Below are 16,179 nucleotides of genomic sequence, written 5' to 3'. Positions count from 1 at the left end.
ACAGTCAGTGAAGATTGATTGTTGGAGCAGCCCTTTCTCATTAACAAAAATTCAATATAATTCCATTTATTCATTCTGCTAAAGAGTCATTTATGCTAAAATAATACCCAGTTTAACACCCACTTTCATAAATAGGAGTTGACCAATTAGATGAAAAAAGGGCTGCTGACAGCACTTAGCTTATTGCTCGTCCTGCTAGTCTCTGCTTGTGGAGAGCATGAAGCAATTGATCGGGAAACACAGAATATCAAGAAAATGGTCCATGATTACAGTGTTGGAAATTCGGATGATGAATCTGCTTCCATCACATCGAAGGAACTTCTTGTAAAGGGTGAGGATAAAGAAACAGTGTATGACCTTCCAGAGGATGAGTTTTTTGTATCAATCGCACCATTTATCACCAATACCCACCCTTGCACCAATCACAGCTTAACCGGCTGCCAAGGAGAATTAGCTGAAAAGGAATTCAATTTATACATACAAGATGAGGAAGGTCATGTAGTTATGAATGAAACCAAGAAGTCATACAAAAATGGTTTCATCGATTTATGGTTGCCCCGTGATCAAACCTATACAGTGAAGATTGAATTTGATGGGAAAACAGCCATATCTGAGCTCTCCACTTTTGAAGGCGACAATACTTGTATTACAACCATGCAGTTATCGTAAAATTTACTCTTCCTGTCATTTGCCAAAAACGATACCCTCGCTCTAGAACTTGGTTCGTTTTTCACCTTCCCTCTTCTGACAGCCCTTTCTATTGTCTTCACAAAGATAGCTCCGATCGATAAATGGATGCAGCTTATCCATTTATCAAGCGGAGCTATTTCTAGTAAGGAAAACTTCTCTTCGTTCCTCTGATTGCTATGCTTCTTCGTCTCTCGTCATTTCCTTGAGGGTAGTCTTATAAATAGACTGACCTATAATGTGAAATAGAAAAAGCCTTGGTAAACAAGTGTCTACCAAGGCTTTTTATACGATATTAACCGATGGAACCTTCCATTTCAAAGCTGATTAGGCGGTTCATTTCAACAGCATATTCCATTGGCAATTCTTTTGTGAATGGCTCAATGAAGCCCATAACGATCATCTCTGTCGCTTCTTGCTCAGAGATTCCGCGGCTCATCAGATAGAATAATTGTTCTTCAGAAACCTTGGAAACCTTCGCTTCATGCTCAAGGGAGATATTATCATTATGAATCTCATTGTATGGAATTGTATCTGAAGTAGATTCATTATCCATAATGAGTGTGTCACACTCGATGTTAGAGCGTGCGCCGTCCGCTTTCTTGCCGAAGTGGACAATACCGCGGTAGGTTACTTTTCCGCCTTGTTTAGAAATAGATTTCGAAACAATTGTGGAAGAAGTGTTTGGCGCCAAGTGCATCATTTTCGCACCTGCATCCTGATGCTGACCTTTACCAGCGATTGCGATAGACAAGGTCATGCCGCGTGCGCCTTCGCCTTTAAGGATACATGCAGGGTATTTCATTGTAAGCTTAGAACCGATGTTTCCGTCAACCCATTCCATTGTTCCGTTCGCTTCAACAACGGTACGTTTTGTAACCAAGTTGTATACGTTGTTCGCCCAGTTTTGGATGGTTGTATAACGGCAGTAAGCATTTTCTTTCACGATGATTTCAACGACCGCACTGTGAAGGGAGTTTGTTGTGTAAACTGGTGCTGTACATCCTTCAACATAGTGCACAGATGCATCTTTATCAACAATGATCAATGTACGCTCGAATTGACCCATGTTTTCAGAGTTGATGCGGAAGTAAGCCTGTAATGGCGTATCCACTTTCACGCCAGGCGGTACATAGATGAATGATCCGCCTGACCATACTGCTGAGTTCAAAGCAGCAAACTTATTGTCAGATGGCGGGATAACCTTTGCCCAGTGTTCACGGAAGATATCTTCATTCTCACGGAGAGCCGAATCTGTATCCTTGAAGATAATACCCATTTCTTCGAGGTCTTCCTTCATGTTGTGGTAAACAACTTCTGATTCATATTGGGCAGAGACACCAGCCAAGTATTTTTGTTCCGCTTCAGGAATACCTAATTTATCAAATGTGCGTTTGATTTCTTCAGGTACTTCATCCCAAGATTTCTCTGATTTCTCAGATGGCTTAACATAGTACGTGATTTCGTCAAAGTTAAGCCCGTTAAGGTTACCGCCCCATTGCGGCATAGGCATTTTGTAGAAATGTTCAAGTGACTTCAAGCGGAAGTCAAGCATCCATTGCGGTTCGTTCTTCATGCGGGAGATCTCTTCAACGATCTCTTTTGTTAGGCCGCGTTTAGAACGGAAGATGGAAACGTCCTTATCATGAAAGCCGTATTTATAATCACCGATTTCAGGCATTTTTTTTGCCATTGATCGCTTCCTCCATTCTTTCTGGTTAAAGGAAATCCTCTAACCCGTGTTTTATTTATTCCTTCAGACCTTTTTCCATTGCCTTCCAAGCAAGTGTGGCACATTTGATTCGTGCCGGGAACTTATTCACGCCTTGGAGGGCTTCTATATCACCGAGGTCTAGATTATCTTCATCATAATCCTTGCCTTGCATCATATCAGAGAAAATGGAAGCGAGCTTCATTGCCTCATCCACACTCTTGCCTTTGATGGTTTGCGTCATCATAGAAGCAGAGGACATGGAGATGGAACATCCTTCACCATCAAACTTTGCATCCTTGACAATGCCATCCTCCACCTGAAGAGTTAAGTGAATTCGATCTCCGCAAGTTGGATTATTCATGTCAATCACTAGGCTATCCCCTTCAAGAGACCCTTTATTGCGAGGATTCTTATAGTGATCCATGATTACTTGTCTGTAAAGGTTATCTAAATTATTAGAAGCCATTACTGAAATACTCCTTTGTTTTAACGAGTCCTTCGGCCAAGCGGTCGACGTCTTGTTCTGTGTTGTATAGATAGAAGCTTGCCCGTGCCGTTGACGAAACATGTAACCATTTCATTAATGGCTGTGCACAGTGATGTCCTGCTCTGATAGCAATACCCTCTGAATCCAGAACGGTAGCAACATCATGCGGATGGACATCATCAAGATTAAATGTAATAACGCCAGCTCTTGCTTCGGGGTTTTTCGGACCATAGATGGTGAGTCCTTCGATAGCCCCTAATTTCCGAAGAGCATAGGCAGCAAGCTTATGTTCATGCGCTTCGATATTTTCGAGTCCGATTTCATTCACAAAATCAATTGCAGCTCCAAGTCCGATTGCCCCAGCGATTATCGGCGTTCCCGCCTCAAATTTCCACGGAAGTTCTTTCCAAGTGGAGTCTTGCAATCCTACGAAGTCAATCATTTCTCCGCCGAATTCAACTGGCTCCATCTCTTCTAGATATTTTTTCTTTCCGTATAGGACACCGACACCAGTCGGCCCGCACATCTTATGAGCTGAAAAAGCGAAAAAGTCACAATCAAGATCTTGGACATCCACTTTAATATGCGGGGCACTTTGTGCTCCATCCACGACCATGACCGCACCGTTTTCATGGGCAATCTCCGCTAGTTCCTTCACTGGGTTGATAACGCCTAGAACATTGCTCACATGCATAACAGAGACGATTTTCGTGTTAGGTGTAATTACCTTTCTTGCTTCCTCAAGTGAAATCGTTCCGTCTTCCTGCAGGGGAATGTACTTTAAGGTTGCCCCTGTGGCCTTAGCTGTTTGCTGCCATGGAATGATATTGCTATGATGCTCCATCATGCTGATGACAATTTCATCTCCAGGCTTCAGGTTAGCTCGTCCATAGCTGACAGCAACCGTATTGATGGAGGTTGTTGTCCCTCTCGTGAAAACAACCTCCTCAATAGAATGGGCATTAATGAACTTTCTTACCTTCTCGCGCGCATTTTCATAAGCATCCGTCGCGATGGTTCCTAATGTATGAACACCGCGATGGACATTGGAATTATAGCGTTTATAGTAGTCTTCGATGGTCTGAATGACAGATAGCGGCTTCTGTGATGTCGCTGCACTATCTAGATAAACAAGTTCATGACCATTGACTTCTTGCTTAAGGATGGGAAAAAGCTCTTTAATATCAGGTCTTATCATTACTTAACTTTCCTTTCAATTACCTCAGTCAATTGTTTCTTAACTGCTTCTACAGGTAATTGATTAACAACAGGAGCTAAGAAGCCGTGAATGATCAAGCGCTCTGCTTCTGTTTTGGCGATTCCTCTGCTCATCAAGTAGTAAAGCTGAGTTGGATCGACGCGTCCAACGGAAGCTGCGTGACCTGCTGTTACATCATCTTCATCAATAAGAAGAATCGGGTTTGCATCCCCGCGCGCCTCTGGGCTAAGCATCAATACGCGTGATTCTTGAACCGCATCTGCTTTCGTTGCACCATGTTCAATTTTGCCGATGCCGTTGAAGATAGATGAAGCAGCATCTTTCATTACGCCATGCTTCAAGATGTAGCCATTAGAATGTTTACCGAAATGAATAACCTTCGTTGTGAAGTTCTGTATTTGGTTCCCTGTTCCGACAACGACTGTTTTTGTATCACCATACGCTCCATTTCCATGAAGATTTGTGATGTTTTCAGAAATCGTATTACCGTCATTCATCAAGCCAAGCGCCCATTCAACGCGGCCGTCATTCTCAACATATGCATTACGGTTGACATATGTTTGCATATCCTTAGATAGGGTATCCACTGCACCGTATTTTACTTGTGCGTTGTTTCCGACAATGACCTCAGAAATTAAGTTTCCAAGAACCGGCTTGCCGTCTGCTAAGGATATATAGTTTTCCACATACGTAACAGAGCTGTTATCCTCTGCAACGATCAACACGTGGTTATATAGATCTGCTTCTTTATTATCAATAACAAAGACTGCTTGAATAGGCTCTTCAATCACGACATTCTTAGGTACATACAAGAATACGCCGCCATTGAATAACGCTGCATGAAGAGCAGTCAATTTATTTGTTGTAACTGGAACACTCTTCGTCATGAAGTATTTTTGAACAAGCTCAGGATGTTCCTTTGCTGCAGCTTGAAGATTCATGAAGATAACGCCTTTTTCCTGAAGTTCTTTCGAAAGTGTCAGGTGTGCAGCTGTATGGTTTCTTTGGATATAGAGGCTTCTGTCCTCTGCTGGATTAAGCAAGCTTTTCACTTCATCAGCGAGCCCATCAAGATCAGCATACGGCTCACTGTCAACCGCGCTCACTTTCATATCCTCTAAATTCCATTTATCGATTTTTGTTTTATCTGGTTTTGGCATAGGAGTCACACTGGCTTCAGAAAGGGCTTCAAGACGAAGGCTTTCTAGCCAAGCAGGCTCACTATGTGCTTTTGAAAAAGAAGTGATTGCATCTTTTTCAATTGGTAACGTAGTTTCTGTTGTCATAATGATCCTCCTATTGCTTAAGCTTCGATTTCTACTGTTTCGTCTTCAATGCCTAGCTCTTCCTTAATCCACTCATAGCCTTCAGCCTCTAGACGCTGTGCAAGCTCTGCACCACCGGATTTCACGATCTTACCTTGCATCATAACGTGAACATAATCAGGTGTGATGTAGTTCAATAAGCGTTGGTAGTGAGTGATCATTAAGCATCCGAAGTCTTCGCCTCTCATTTGGTTGATTCCTTTAGAAACAACTTTAAGGGCATCGATATCAAGACCGGAGTCAATTTCATCAAGAATGGCAATAGCCGGCTCAAGCATCATTAATTGAAGAATTTCATTACGCTTTTTCTCACCGCCGGAGAAACCTTCATTGAGGTAACGCTGTGCCATATCTTGGTCCATTTCTAGAAGGTCCATTTTCTTATCCATTTCTTTGATGAATTTCATCAAGGAAATTTCGTTCCCTTCACCGCGTTTGCTGTTGATGGCAGAACGCATGAAATCAGCGTTTGTTACGCCGGAGATTTCGCTTGGATATTGCATTGCTAGGAATAGACCTGCTTTAGCGCGCTCATCAACTTCCATTTCAAGCACATCTTCGCCGTCCATTGTGATTGATCCGCTTGTTACTTCGTATTTAGGGTGGCCCATGATTGCAGAGGACAATGTAGATTTCCCTGTACCGTTAGGACCCATGATTGCATGGATTTCTCCACCTTTAACTTCAAGGTTAACACCTTTTAGAATTTCTTTGCCATCAATTGCAACATGTAAATCTTTAATTGTAAGTACTGAACCAGCCATACTTATACCTCCAATAATATAGTTATCTAAAGTTAGATTGTTTCTATTCTCAATTTATTCTCATTCCAATATTATAACAAATAGAATCTGGATTCAACTTTTTGAGCCCTTAAAAATCCTTGAAAAAACTACACTCTCCTGCCATAACAATTACTGCGTAAGGCTATTATAAAGTTAAATTATGAGAAAGAAAAGAACCAGCAATTGTATGCTGGTTCTTTCCCATTTTTCTATAATATCTTCTAAAATTAGAAGACTCGTCGATTCAGATCATTTACAATCTCATTACTTTTCAAATAACTGTCTTCTCGTCGTTCCTCTACTCGCATGCGCACATCTAACTTCTGGTTGTACACCTCATATCCAACTCCGTGCGCCTGCCTCATAGCCTTTTCCATTTCGTTCGTCACTCTGAGATGCAGCTGATTGTCAAAAATAATGAATCATCCCTTTCGAATTATTAAGTTAAGGTTATCACTTTATTAGAGAGCTCTCAATGTCTATATACCACGCTGAGCGATTGTTAAAAGTGATTTCGTCGATTTCTCAATGGAATTGCTTCATCATTCTGAGAAATGCCGGACGATATGTCTTATCAAGCAGGTATATATAATAGAAGAAAAAAGGTGCATTCCGAAATGAATCGGACATGCACCTTTTGTATTTTTTTATTCTGCTGGAATGACAGAACCTTTATATTCTTCATTGATGAAGTCTTTAATCTCATCGGATTTAAGGACTTCAACCAATGTCTTGATTGCTTCATTATCCTTATCTTCCGTACGAACCGCAATAATGTTCACGTACGGGTTATCTTCAGGACTTTCAAGTGCGATTGCATCCTCAGCTGGGACAAGATCTGCGTCAATCGCATAGTTGGAGTTGATTAAGACTGCATCGCCTTCATCATTATTGTAGACTTGAGTAAGCATTGGCGCTTCAATGTCTGTTTTAAATTTCAATTTCTTAGGGTTTTTCTCAATATCATCTACAGTGGCTTTCACTTTATTCACATCTTCCTTCAATGTGATTAAACCTTCTGCCTCAAGCATAGATAGGATACGGCCGTGGTCAGCAACGGAGCTGCTCATAATAATTTCAGCCCCTTCTGGCAGGTCATCTAAGCTGTCATATTTCTTGGAGTAAACGCCGATTGGCTCAATATGAATTCCGCCAGCATTAGCGAAATCATACTCATTCTCCTCAACCTGCTGCTCGAAATACGGGATGTGCTGGAAGTAGTTTGCATCAATGGATCCATCCGCTAACGCTTTATTCGGCATTACATAATCAGTGAATACTTCAATCTCCAAGTCAATGCCCTTTTCTTCAAGTAATGGCTTTGCCTTTTCCAAAATTTCTGCATGAGGAACATTAGATGCGCCTACAGTCAATTTCTTTGTATCCCCATCACCTGAACCTGAATCCTCTGAACTGCCGCAAGCCGCCAATATTAAAGTGAAGCAAAGTACTAAAATGAATGATAATTTCTTTTTCAACTCCATCTTCCTCCCTTAACGTTTATCCAGTTTCCTGGTTATGATATCTCCAATAAATTGGAGGATAAACACGATGATCAATACTAAGATGGTGGCCACTATTGTTACATCGGATTGTCCTCGGCTGAACCCTTCCAGGTAAGCTAAATTACCAAGTCCGCCTGCTCCAATCAACCCTGCCATCGCTGTATAGCCAACTAATGCGATTGCCGTTACCGTTATCCCAGACACAAGTGCTGGTAATGACTCAGGAATCAACACCTTCCAAATGATGGTGAACGAGGTTGCTCCCATCGACTTGGCAGCTTCAATAACCCCTTTGTCAATTTCTCTAAGTCCAATCTCAACCATTCTCGCATAAAATGGCGCCGCACCGATGATTAAAGCCGGCAGTGCCGCATTTGCCCCAATAATGCTTCCCACGAGGGCTTTTGTGAAGGGAATAAGCAGAACGATTAAGATAATAAATGGAATGGAGCGGAAAATATTCACAAAGGCGCCCACAATTCCATAGATGAATTTGTTTTCCCACAGATTTCCTTTTGATGTCAAGAACAACAGAAGGCCCAGGATAATGCCTAGGAAAAAGGTTGCGACTAAAGCGATTCCTGTCATGTATAGCGTCTCCATCGTTGCCTCTGAAATACGCTCCCACACGACATTTGGAAAATAGGTCTCCATCATTCTGAAATCACCTCCACACCGATGTCTTGATTATGGAGATACTCGATGGCTTTCGCTACTTCTGATTGTTCTCCATCCAGATGAATGAATAAGGTTCCATAGGAACCGTTTTGAGTTTGAGAGATTTTCCCTTGCATAATATTTACGTTAATTTGGTAAGAACGAATGACCTCAGAGAGCACTGGGGTTTCCGCTGACTCACCAATAAAGGATAGCTGAACAACCTTCCCTGTCGGATAAGCTTCAAGCATGTGCTCAATCGTTTCCTTCGTTTCCTCTGGCTCTGTCACCTGCTGAACAAATCGCTTCGTAATAGGTGCTTCCGGTTTCTTGAACACATCTAGCACCTGCCCGCTTTCCACAACCTTGCCCAGCTCCATTACTGCTACACGATGACAAATCTTGCGAATGACATGCATTTCATGGGTGATAAGGACAATGGTTAAGCCTAAACGTTTATTGATATCAACCAATAAATCGAGAATATCATCTGTTGTTTGTGGATCGAGTGCTGATGTTGCCTCATCACATAAAAGGACCTTTGGATTATTGGCAAGTGCACGCGCAATGCCGACACGCTGCTTTTGTCCGCCGCTCAATTGGGAAGGATAGGCATCTCCGCGCCCTTCAAGGCCGACAAGCTTGATAAGCTCCTTCACTCTAGCTTTCCTCTTATGCTTTGGCACTCTCGCTATTTCCAGCGGAAATTCTATATTTTCACTAACCGTCCGTGACCATAGAAGATTGAAGTGCTGGAATATCATGCTCACTTCCTTACGAGCATTCCGTAATTCCTTACCTTTAATGGCGCCCATATCTCGTCCGGCAACCTTTACTGTTCCTTTTGTCGGTTTCTCCAACCCGTTTAGCATGCGGATAAGCGTACTTTTTCCAGCTCCGCTGTATCCAATAATCCCAAATATCTCACCTTGCTCAATTGATAGGGACACATGATCAACGGCTTTAATGGATGTACCTTTTTTAAATGTTTTTGTATATGTCTTGGATACATCATTTAACGTGATCACTTAAACCTTCACCTGCTCTTTCTCTTATGCTCCATAGATTCCAATTCAATAAAAAATGCCTTCCTGCTATGAGCAGAAAGGCATGAATAATTAACTTATGCATGTTCCTTTCTCTCATCTTCCAGGACTTAATAATCCTGTGTGAATTGGCACCTTTTCAATCATGGCTGTCATGATTGCCGGTTGCCGGGCTTCATAGGGCACATCCCTCCACCTCTCTGGATAAGAGTCGTTCGATTCATTCACTTGTTACTGAATGTTATCCTACCATGGAGAAGAACGAGGTGTCAATAAGGACTTTTTATTTTACCACAAAATTCTATCATTTCGTTGTAACGGATTGGGAGCTGATGCCTGTTGCCTTCTCGATAGCAAGCTCAAGCTCTTCGATTAAATCCTCCACATTCTCAATCCCGATGGAAAGACGAACGAGATCATCAGTCACCCCGGATGCCTTCAAATCTTCTCCCCTTAATTGCTGGTGAGTCGTGCTTGCGGGATGAATAATCAAGCTCTTCGCATCTCCGACATTCGCGACATGTGACCACAGGCCGATTGTATCAATCAATGTCTTTCCGGCAGCCCTTCCGCCCTTGATGCCGAAAACAGCTACAGCACCCGCTCCTTTTGGCAAATATTTATTGGCGAGCTCATAATCAGGATGGTCTGGATCACCTGGATACAGAACCCAGCTTACAGCTGGATGCTGCTTTAAGTATTCAATGATCTCCTCAGTATTGGCAATATGCTCCTTCATCCTGACATGCAGGGTTTCAAGACCAAGAATAAATTGAAATGCATTGTATGGACTTAAGGCTGGACCCAAATCCCTTAATAGCTGGACTCTCGCTTTAATAATATAGGCAGCTGCCCCAATGGCCTCGCTGTAAATGATGTCATGATAGCTTGAATCAGGCTCCGTAAACCCTGGGAATTTCGGAGAATTCCAGTCAAACTTTCCTGCATCCACAATAATGCCCCCTAAGGTTGTTCCATTCCCAAGCAGCCATTTCGTTGCAGAGTGAACAACAATATCTGCTCCATGCTCAATTGGCCGGCATAAATACGGGGTCGCAAATGTATTGTCAACAATAAGCGGAATACCAGCCTCATGGGCAATCTCTGCCACCTTTTCAATATCCAGTACACTCAAGCTTGGATTACCGATTGTTTCTCCAAAGACAGCCTTCGTCTTCGGCGTGATAGCCTGTCTGAAATTCTCCGGATCACTTGGGTCGACAAACTTCACCTCTATTCCATATTTAGGGAGTGTTGTCGCAAATAAATTATATGTACCCCCGTAGAGTGTAGAAGCTGCCACAATTTCATCGCCTGCACCCGCAATATTCAAAATGGACAATGTGACGGCTGCTTGACCGCTCGCAACAGCAAGCGCACCAATTCCACCCTCAAGCTCTGCAACCCTTTCCTCAAGGACACTCGATGTCGGATTGTGAATCCGGGTATAAATATAGCCAGGCTCTGATAACCCGAATAAATTGGCCGCATGGTCTGTATCCTTAAATAAATAAGCATTGGATTGATAGATAGGCACGGCCCTTGCTCCAGATAATGCATCTTCCTGCAGCCCTCCATGAATTCCTACTGTTTCAAAGCGATACTTCTTCTTTTCTCCCATCCTTCGACACTCCTTTTCATCTTTTGTGATTTCCCGGAAAATAAAAAACCTCTTCACTTAGGAGAAGAGGGTAGATTCGATTCATCTCGCCTTATCTCCCGGAATATGATTCCGCAGGATTTAGCACCGTGCATCACATTTAGTGATACCGGTTGCCGGGCTTCAACGGGCCAGTCCCTCCGCCACTCTCGATAAGTTATTCAGTTTAGTTGATTAAAACTATAGCATAGGAAAAAAAAGGAGTCAATTGATAATTCTGAATTTTTAATTATTAATACCCACAAAAAAACAGACTGTTTACTCGAAATAACAGATCTGTTTTCTTACACTCTATAAATCACGCAATCGTGCAATAAGATACGGAACCGACTGGAAGGCATATATTTTATCAACCACCAGCTCTCCTTCCAGGAGAATTAAGCATGGCACACTCTCAATTTGATATTGTTCCGCAAGCTCCTTAGCATAATTTAAGTTCACTCTTTCGATTTCGACATTGCACACTAGCTCTTCAGCCACATCAAGCATCTTTCCTGCGACTTGGCATGTACCGCATAAGGGGGTATACGCATAGATAGCTTTCTTCATGAATCTTCTTCGATCCTCTCTATCTTTTATTGATTGAACGATTTCACAAGAATATCGGCTTCTGTTAGAACCTCTGCAATATGACGGGCAGGGGCATCCTCGACCTCTCGATACACTCGATCTATATATAAATGCTCCGCATTCGGGAGCTCTCTTCTTAATTGACGTCTTAATTTCTCTCCAGATTCATCGGCATCCACCAGTATATATACATCCTTATCCTCAAGAGATTCCACTAATTCATCCAGCTTCTCAAGCCCTATTGTTCCATTCGTGCAAATGATTTCTATATCCTCAGCCAAAACGGCCAATACCTTCTTTCGGTCGCGATTGCCTTCTACAATGATGACCTTGTCCGTCATTTCATCACCTTTTCCGAGCTATTATAAGCCTTCCTTCTATTATACGTATCATACCCCATGCAAGGTAAATGTAACAAACCAACTCTTTGCATAAAGCTTTTCTCGGTTCTCTAACAATCAAAAGCATGTTATTAGTATGCAGATTATGTAGTTCTAAGAAGGCAAGCCGCATTCAAAGGACAAATAGATAGGCATTAAAAAAAGGAAGGACATCTCCTTCCCTTTCTCATATCCTTTAAGAATTAGTCTTCATTAATGGCTTCTTCATATTGTTCAGCGCTGAGTAAATCCTCTAATTCACTGCTGTTAGATGGTTCAACAATAATCATCCATGCTTTTTCATATGGAGATTCGTTGACATATTCAGGGCTGTCACTCAGCTCCTCATTAATGGCAACAACCTTTCCGCTGATTGGCGCATAGAGCTCAGAGACCGTTTTAACAGATTCTACGCTTCCGAATGGTTCGTCTTTTGTGATTTCATCATCCACTTCAGGAAGTTCAACAAAGACGATGTCACCAAGCTCCGCTTGGGCGAAATCAGTGATTCCAATACGCACTGTTCCATCTTCCTGCTTAACCCACTCATGCTCTTTTGTGTATTTCAAATCCTTCAGTATGCTCATTTTGCTCTACCCCCATATTATGTAGTCTTTCATCATCTCTATCATGACATCAAACGATTTTTTTGACAATTAATTCATGCCCATACAGACTCAAAATTTTCTTCCTTAAAGCCGATGGTTGCCTTTTCCCCGTCATACGCAATCGGACGCTTGATTAACATTCCGTCAGAGACCAATAAGGAGAGCATCTCATCCTCAGACATTCCCTTCAGTTTGTCCTTTAACCCTAATTCACGATATTTCATTCCACTTGTATTGAAGAGCTTCGTCAAAGGTAAACCGCTTTTTTCATATATCGCTTTAAGCTCTTCTTTTGTCGGCGGGGTTTCAGCGATATGGATGGCTTCATAGGCTGCGCCATGATCATCCAGCCATTTTTTCGCTTTCCTGCATGTCCCGCATTTTGGGTACCAATAAAACGTCATCATATTTATCTTCACCTCATTTGAAGCATATCATATCCGCACGAAAAAAGCCCAGCACATGCCGGGCTTCATAACATCTACTTTTCATTAAAGAACAAAGCGCTCTGCTTCAACGATTTTTTCTGCTGCTTCGCGTTTAAGCGCAATCACGTTTACTGGAGTAAAACGAGTGAATTTGCGAAGGGCAGATGTCATCATGCGAAGAGTATCACCTGTTTCTGTGCCAACAAGGGTTTCCTTCGCATGCTTCTCAATTTCTCCAAATGCTTCCTGGCAGAAGATTTGTGTGTAAAGAAGCTTCTGTTTGTTCTTCTCTAGACCAGTTGCACGAATGGCCTTTTCGGTACGAAGGACAACAGATTCCATAGCATAGATGTAAGAAGCAATATCTGCAATATTCACAAGGATTTCTTGCTCCTTCTCAAGCTCTGTACCGAATTTTTGAGCAGCCAGGCCGGCAATCATGATCCCGATTTTCTTCGCGTTTTTCACTAGCAGCTTTTCTTGATCAAGCGGCTCTTCTCCTGCTTCTTCCGGCATCATCATCATAAGGCCTTCAGAAATCTCTTGGGCTTTTTGAAGCAATGGCAGTTCGCCTTTAAGCGCTTTTTTCAAGAAGGTACCTGGTACAAGCAAACGGTTGATTTCGTTTGTTCCTTCGAAAATACGGTTAATACGAGAGTCACGATAAATTCTTTCGATCTCATATTCAGCCATAAAGCCATATCCGCCGTGAATTTGTACGCCTTCATCGACAACATAATCTAATACTTCAGAGGCAAAGAATTTATTGAGAGAGCACTCGATGGCATACTCGGCAATGGATTGTGCAACTGCTTTGCCATCTTTTACTTCTTCATCGCTCAAGCGGCTCATTCTTTCTTCAAATAAACCAACTGTTCTATAAACAGAGCTTTCAGAAGCATAGATTTTGGATGCCATTGTCGCAAGCTTCTCTCTAGTCAGATTGAAGGAGGAAATTGGTGTTTTGAACTGCTGACGCTGATTTGCATAGCTTGATGCAAGCTCAAGAGCGCGTTTGGAGGCACCTACTGCACCTACACCCAACTTGTAACGTCCGATATTTAAGATATTAAAGGCGATGACATGTCCTCGTCCAACTTCGCCTAGAAGATTTTCAACTGGAACCTCAGCATCTTCCAAAATCAATGTACGTGTTGAAGAGCTCTTGATTCCCATTTTCTTTTCTTCTGCTCCTGTAGAAACGCCTGGATATTCTCTTTCGACGATGAAAGCAGAGAATTTGTCGCCGTCGATTTTCGCATAAACAACGAATACATCTGCGAATCCAGCATTCGTGATCCACTGTTTTTCTCCGTTAAGGATGTAATGAGTACCCGCTTCATTCAATTTAGCTGTTGTTTTCGCACCAAGTGCGTCAGATCCTGAGCTCGGCTCAGTTAGTGCATAGGCAGCCAATTTTTCACCTGTCGCAAGAAGCGGCAAGTATTTTTGTTTTTGTTCTTCATTACCGAACAAGACAATTGGAAGGGAACCAATTCCAACGTGAGCGCCATGAGTAATGGAGAACCCTCCTGCAGGAGCCATTTTCTCTGTAATTAGCGCAGAACTAATCTTATCTAGACCAAGGCCGCCGTACTCTTCTGGTACGTCAGCTCCTAGTAATCCAAGCTCTCCAGCTTGCTTCAATAGTTTGACAGAACGGTCAAATTCATGCTCCTCCAAGTATTCGACTTGTGGAATGACTTCATTGACCAAATAGTCTTGAGTTGTTTTCGCAATCATTTTATGCTCATCTGAGTAATCTTCCGGTGTGAACATTTTCTCTGCATCGATATCTTCAATTAAGAATGCTCCGCCTTTTAACACTTCTTCTGTTTGGTTAGCCATTTTCTTCGTTCCTCCTTAATGTTTGGCTCCGGCAAAAAGGTACTGACCTCTTCTGCCGGAGTGAATTCTATTCATCTATTAAGCCAGTAATTCGAATACGCCTGCAGCACCCATTCCGCCGCCGATACACATGGTCACGACACCGAATTGCTCATTGCGGCGCTTCATTTCATGCAGAAGGCTGAGTGTCAATTTCGTTCCAGAGCAGCCCAACGGATGCCCAAGCGCAATGGCTCCGCCGTTAACATTGACCTTTTCTTCATCCAAGCCTAGATGACGGATAACCTGAATGGATTGAGAAGCAAACGCCTCATTTAATTCAAACAAACCGATATCAGACAGGCTTAATCCAGCGAGTTTAAGTGCCTTTGGAATAGCCTCAACTGGACCAATTCCCATAATCTCTGGCGGTACACCTGCAACCGCGAAGGAATGGAATTTCAAAAGCGGTTTTAATCCTTCAGCAATAGCCTTTTCCTTATCCATTAACAAAACAGCAGCAGCACCGTCACTCGTTTGAGAAGCATTCCCTGCAGTGACCGTACCGGTGACGGAGAAAGCTGGGCGCAGTTTGCCAAGTACTTCTGCCGTTGTTCCTGGTCGAACACCTTCATCAGTATCGAATTGGATTTGCTTTTCAATCAATTTATTATCTGCCCCAACCTGACGAAGGGTTACGTCAACCGGAACGATTTCATCCTTGAATTTTCCTTCAGCGATTGCTTTAGCCGCTCTCTCATGGCTTCGTACAGCAAACGCATCCTGATCCTCACGGGAGATATTGAATTTCTTTGCTACTTCCTCAGCTGTGTGGCCCATACCCATATAATATTCAGGAGCCGTTTCAGCCAATGTGGCATTAGGGCGGACGACATGACCCATCATCGGGACCATGCTCATCGATTCCACCCCGCCGGCCAGCACCGTATCAGAATGGCCGAGCATAATGCGCTCCGCTCCGTAGGCAATCGATTGAAGGCCAGAGGAACAATAGCGGTTGATGGTGATAGCTGGCACATTGTATGGAAGCCCAGCCAATGCTCCAATGTTTCTTGCAACATTCAAGCCTTGTTCTGCTTCAGGCATCGCACAGCCAAACACCATATCATCAATTGGACCGTCATAATTATTTGCACGTTTTAATGTTTCTTTAACAACCAAAGCACCTAAATCATCCGGTCTTACACTTGCAAGAGTTCCTTTTTTCGCTCTTCCGACCGGCGTTCTTGCTCCAGCTACTATTACTGCTTCTCTCATGCC

General features: G+C 42.7%; 16 protein-coding genes and 2 riboswitches. Of the genes, 1 reads left to right on the top strand and 15 read right to left on the bottom strand.

What is annotated here, in order from left to right; all coding sequences use genetic code 11:
* Window positions 1–150 precede the first annotated feature (150 nt).
* Complete coding sequence (locus ACI35L_RS08160; RefSeq protein WP_439802638.1) at window positions 151–669, top strand: CueP family metal-binding protein; 519 nt, start codon at window positions 151–153, stop codon at window positions 667–669.
* Between the two features lie 313 nt (window positions 670–982).
* On the opposite strand, the gene sufB is transcribed toward ACI35L_RS08160, so the two are convergent.
* From sufB to ACI35L_RS08085, 15 genes are all read right to left on the bottom strand, one after another.
* Window positions 983–2,380, bottom strand: a complete 1,398-nt coding sequence (gene sufB, locus ACI35L_RS08155) for a Fe-S cluster assembly protein SufB (RefSeq protein WP_049669629.1) — start codon at window positions 2,378–2,380, stop codon at window positions 983–985.
* Between the two features lie 55 nt (window positions 2,381–2,435).
* Window positions 2,436–2,867: a Fe-S cluster assembly sulfur transfer protein SufU gene (gene sufU / locus ACI35L_RS08150; protein ID WP_049669628.1), complete on the bottom strand. Its 432-nt coding sequence runs from the start codon at window positions 2,865–2,867 to the stop codon at window positions 2,436–2,438.
* On the bottom strand, window positions 2,857–4,086 hold the full coding sequence (locus tag ACI35L_RS08145; protein ID WP_049669627.1) for a cysteine desulfurase: 1,230 nt from the start codon (window positions 4,084–4,086) through the stop codon (window positions 2,857–2,859). The genes sufU and ACI35L_RS08145 overlap by 11 nt, the downstream gene beginning before the upstream one ends.
* Window positions 4,086–5,393 (bottom strand): Fe-S cluster assembly protein SufD, encoded by a 1,308-nt coding sequence (gene sufD, locus ACI35L_RS08140; protein ID WP_049669626.1) that lies wholly within the window; start codon window positions 5,391–5,393, stop codon window positions 4,086–4,088. The genes ACI35L_RS08145 and sufD overlap by 1 nt, the downstream gene beginning before the upstream one ends.
* Window positions 5,394–5,410: 17 nt before the next feature.
* Window positions 5,411–6,196 carry a Fe-S cluster assembly ATPase SufC gene (sufC, locus tag ACI35L_RS08135; RefSeq protein ID WP_049669625.1) on the bottom strand — a complete coding sequence of 262 codons (786 nt, stop codon included), beginning with the start codon at window positions 6,194–6,196 and terminating at the stop codon, window positions 5,411–5,413.
* 668 nt (window positions 6,197–6,864) lie between these two features.
* Window positions 6,865–7,695 (bottom strand): MetQ/NlpA family ABC transporter substrate-binding protein, encoded by an 831-nt coding sequence (locus tag ACI35L_RS08130; protein ID WP_049672748.1) that lies wholly within the window; start codon window positions 7,693–7,695, stop codon window positions 6,865–6,867.
* Between the two features lie 15 nt (window positions 7,696–7,710).
* The gene (locus ACI35L_RS08125) at window positions 7,711–8,379 is read right to left on the bottom strand and encodes a methionine ABC transporter permease (protein WP_049669624.1); all 669 of its coding nucleotides are present in this window, start codon (window positions 8,377–8,379) and stop codon (window positions 7,711–7,713) included.
* Window positions 8,376–9,407: a methionine ABC transporter ATP-binding protein gene (locus tag ACI35L_RS08120; protein WP_439802637.1), complete on the bottom strand. Its 1,032-nt coding sequence runs from the start codon at window positions 9,405–9,407 to the stop codon at window positions 8,376–8,378. The genes ACI35L_RS08125 and ACI35L_RS08120 overlap by 4 nt, the downstream gene beginning before the upstream one ends.
* 111 nt (window positions 9,408–9,518) lie before the next feature.
* Window positions 9,519–9,636, bottom strand: a riboswitch (SAM riboswitch).
* 93 nt (window positions 9,637–9,729) lie between these two features.
* On the bottom strand, window positions 9,730–11,046 hold the full coding sequence (locus ACI35L_RS08115; protein ID WP_049669622.1) for an O-acetylhomoserine aminocarboxypropyltransferase/cysteine synthase family protein: 1,317 nt from the start codon (window positions 11,044–11,046) through the stop codon (window positions 9,730–9,732).
* 88 nt (window positions 11,047–11,134) lie between these two features.
* Window positions 11,135–11,244: riboswitch (SAM riboswitch) on the bottom strand.
* A 132-nt stretch (window positions 11,245–11,376) separates the two neighbouring features.
* Window positions 11,377–11,634, bottom strand: coding sequence for a thioredoxin family protein (locus ACI35L_RS08110; RefSeq protein ID WP_049669621.1), 258 nt, complete (start codon window positions 11,632–11,634; stop codon window positions 11,377–11,379).
* A gap of 26 nt (window positions 11,635–11,660) precedes the next feature.
* Window positions 11,661–11,996, bottom strand: a complete 336-nt coding sequence (locus ACI35L_RS08105; RefSeq protein WP_049669620.1) for a toprim domain-containing protein — start codon at window positions 11,994–11,996, stop codon at window positions 11,661–11,663.
* 242 nt (window positions 11,997–12,238) lie between these two features.
* Window positions 12,239–12,622 (bottom strand): glycine cleavage system protein GcvH, encoded by a 384-nt coding sequence (gcvH, locus tag ACI35L_RS08100; protein WP_049669619.1) that lies wholly within the window; start codon window positions 12,620–12,622, stop codon window positions 12,239–12,241.
* 74 nt (window positions 12,623–12,696) lie between these two features.
* On the bottom strand, window positions 12,697–13,050 hold the full coding sequence (locus ACI35L_RS08095) for an arsenate reductase family protein (RefSeq protein WP_049669618.1): 354 nt from the start codon (window positions 13,048–13,050) through the stop codon (window positions 12,697–12,699).
* 84 nt (window positions 13,051–13,134) lie between these two features.
* Entirely contained in the window at window positions 13,135–14,919 is a 1,785-nt protein-coding gene (locus ACI35L_RS08090; RefSeq protein ID WP_049669617.1) for an acyl-CoA dehydrogenase family protein, read from the bottom strand.
* Between the two features lie 78 nt (window positions 14,920–14,997).
* On the bottom strand, window positions 14,998–16,176 hold the full coding sequence (locus tag ACI35L_RS08085; protein ID WP_049669616.1) for an acetyl-CoA C-acetyltransferase: 1,179 nt from the start codon (window positions 16,174–16,176) through the stop codon (window positions 14,998–15,000).
* Window positions 16,177–16,179 lie beyond the last annotated feature (3 nt).

Origin of the sequence: Pradoshia sp., assembly GCF_051873915.1 — a bacterium.
Lineage (GTDB): Bacteria > Bacillota > Bacilli > Bacillales > Pradoshiaceae > Pradoshia.
This window is presented reverse-complemented; position numbering and strand designations above follow the sequence as displayed.

Excerpts from the sequence above, each read along its gene's own strand:
- ACI35L_RS08115 (WP_049669622.1), bottom strand. The coding sequence starts at position 11,046 with ATGGGAGAAAAGAAGAAGTATCGCTTTGAAACAGTAGGAATTCATGGA.
- sufB (WP_049669629.1), bottom strand. The coding sequence starts at position 2,380 with ATGGCAAAAAAAATGCCTGAAATCGGTGATTATAAATACGGCTTTCAT.
- ACI35L_RS08105 (WP_049669620.1), bottom strand. The coding sequence starts at position 11,996 with ATGACGGACAAGGTCATCATTGTAGAAGGCAATCGCGACCGAAAGAAG.
- ACI35L_RS08090 (WP_049669617.1), bottom strand. The coding sequence starts at position 14,919 with ATGGCTAACCAAACAGAAGAAGTGTTAAAAGGCGGAGCATTCTTAATT.
- ACI35L_RS08145 (WP_049669627.1), bottom strand. The coding sequence starts at position 4,086 with ATGATAAGACCTGATATTAAAGAGCTTTTTCCCATCCTTAAGCAAGAA.
- ACI35L_RS08085 (WP_049669616.1), bottom strand. The coding sequence starts at position 16,176 with ATGAGAGAAGCAGTAATAGTAGCTGGAGCAAGAACGCCGGTCGGAAGA.
- sufC (WP_049669625.1), bottom strand. The coding sequence starts at position 6,196 with ATGGCTGGTTCAGTACTTACAATTAAAGATTTACATGTTGCAATTGAT.
- gcvH (WP_049669619.1), bottom strand. The coding sequence starts at position 12,622 with ATGAGCATACTGAAGGATTTGAAATACACAAAAGAGCATGAGTGGGTT.
- ACI35L_RS08095 (WP_049669618.1), bottom strand. The coding sequence starts at position 13,050 with ATGATGACGTTTTATTGGTACCCAAAATGCGGGACATGCAGGAAAGCG.
- ACI35L_RS08110 (WP_049669621.1), bottom strand. The coding sequence starts at position 11,634 with ATGAAGAAAGCTATCTATGCGTATACCCCCTTATGCGGTACATGCCAA.
- ACI35L_RS08125 (WP_049669624.1), bottom strand. The coding sequence starts at position 8,379 with ATGATGGAGACCTATTTTCCAAATGTCGTGTGGGAGCGTATTTCAGAG.
- sufD (WP_049669626.1), bottom strand. The coding sequence starts at position 5,393 with ATGACAACAGAAACTACGTTACCAATTGAAAAAGATGCAATCACTTCT.
- ACI35L_RS08160 (WP_439802638.1), top strand. The coding sequence starts at position 151 with ATGAAAAAAGGGCTGCTGACAGCACTTAGCTTATTGCTCGTCCTGCTA.
- sufU (WP_049669628.1), bottom strand. The coding sequence starts at position 2,867 with ATGGCTTCTAATAATTTAGATAACCTTTACAGACAAGTAATCATGGAT.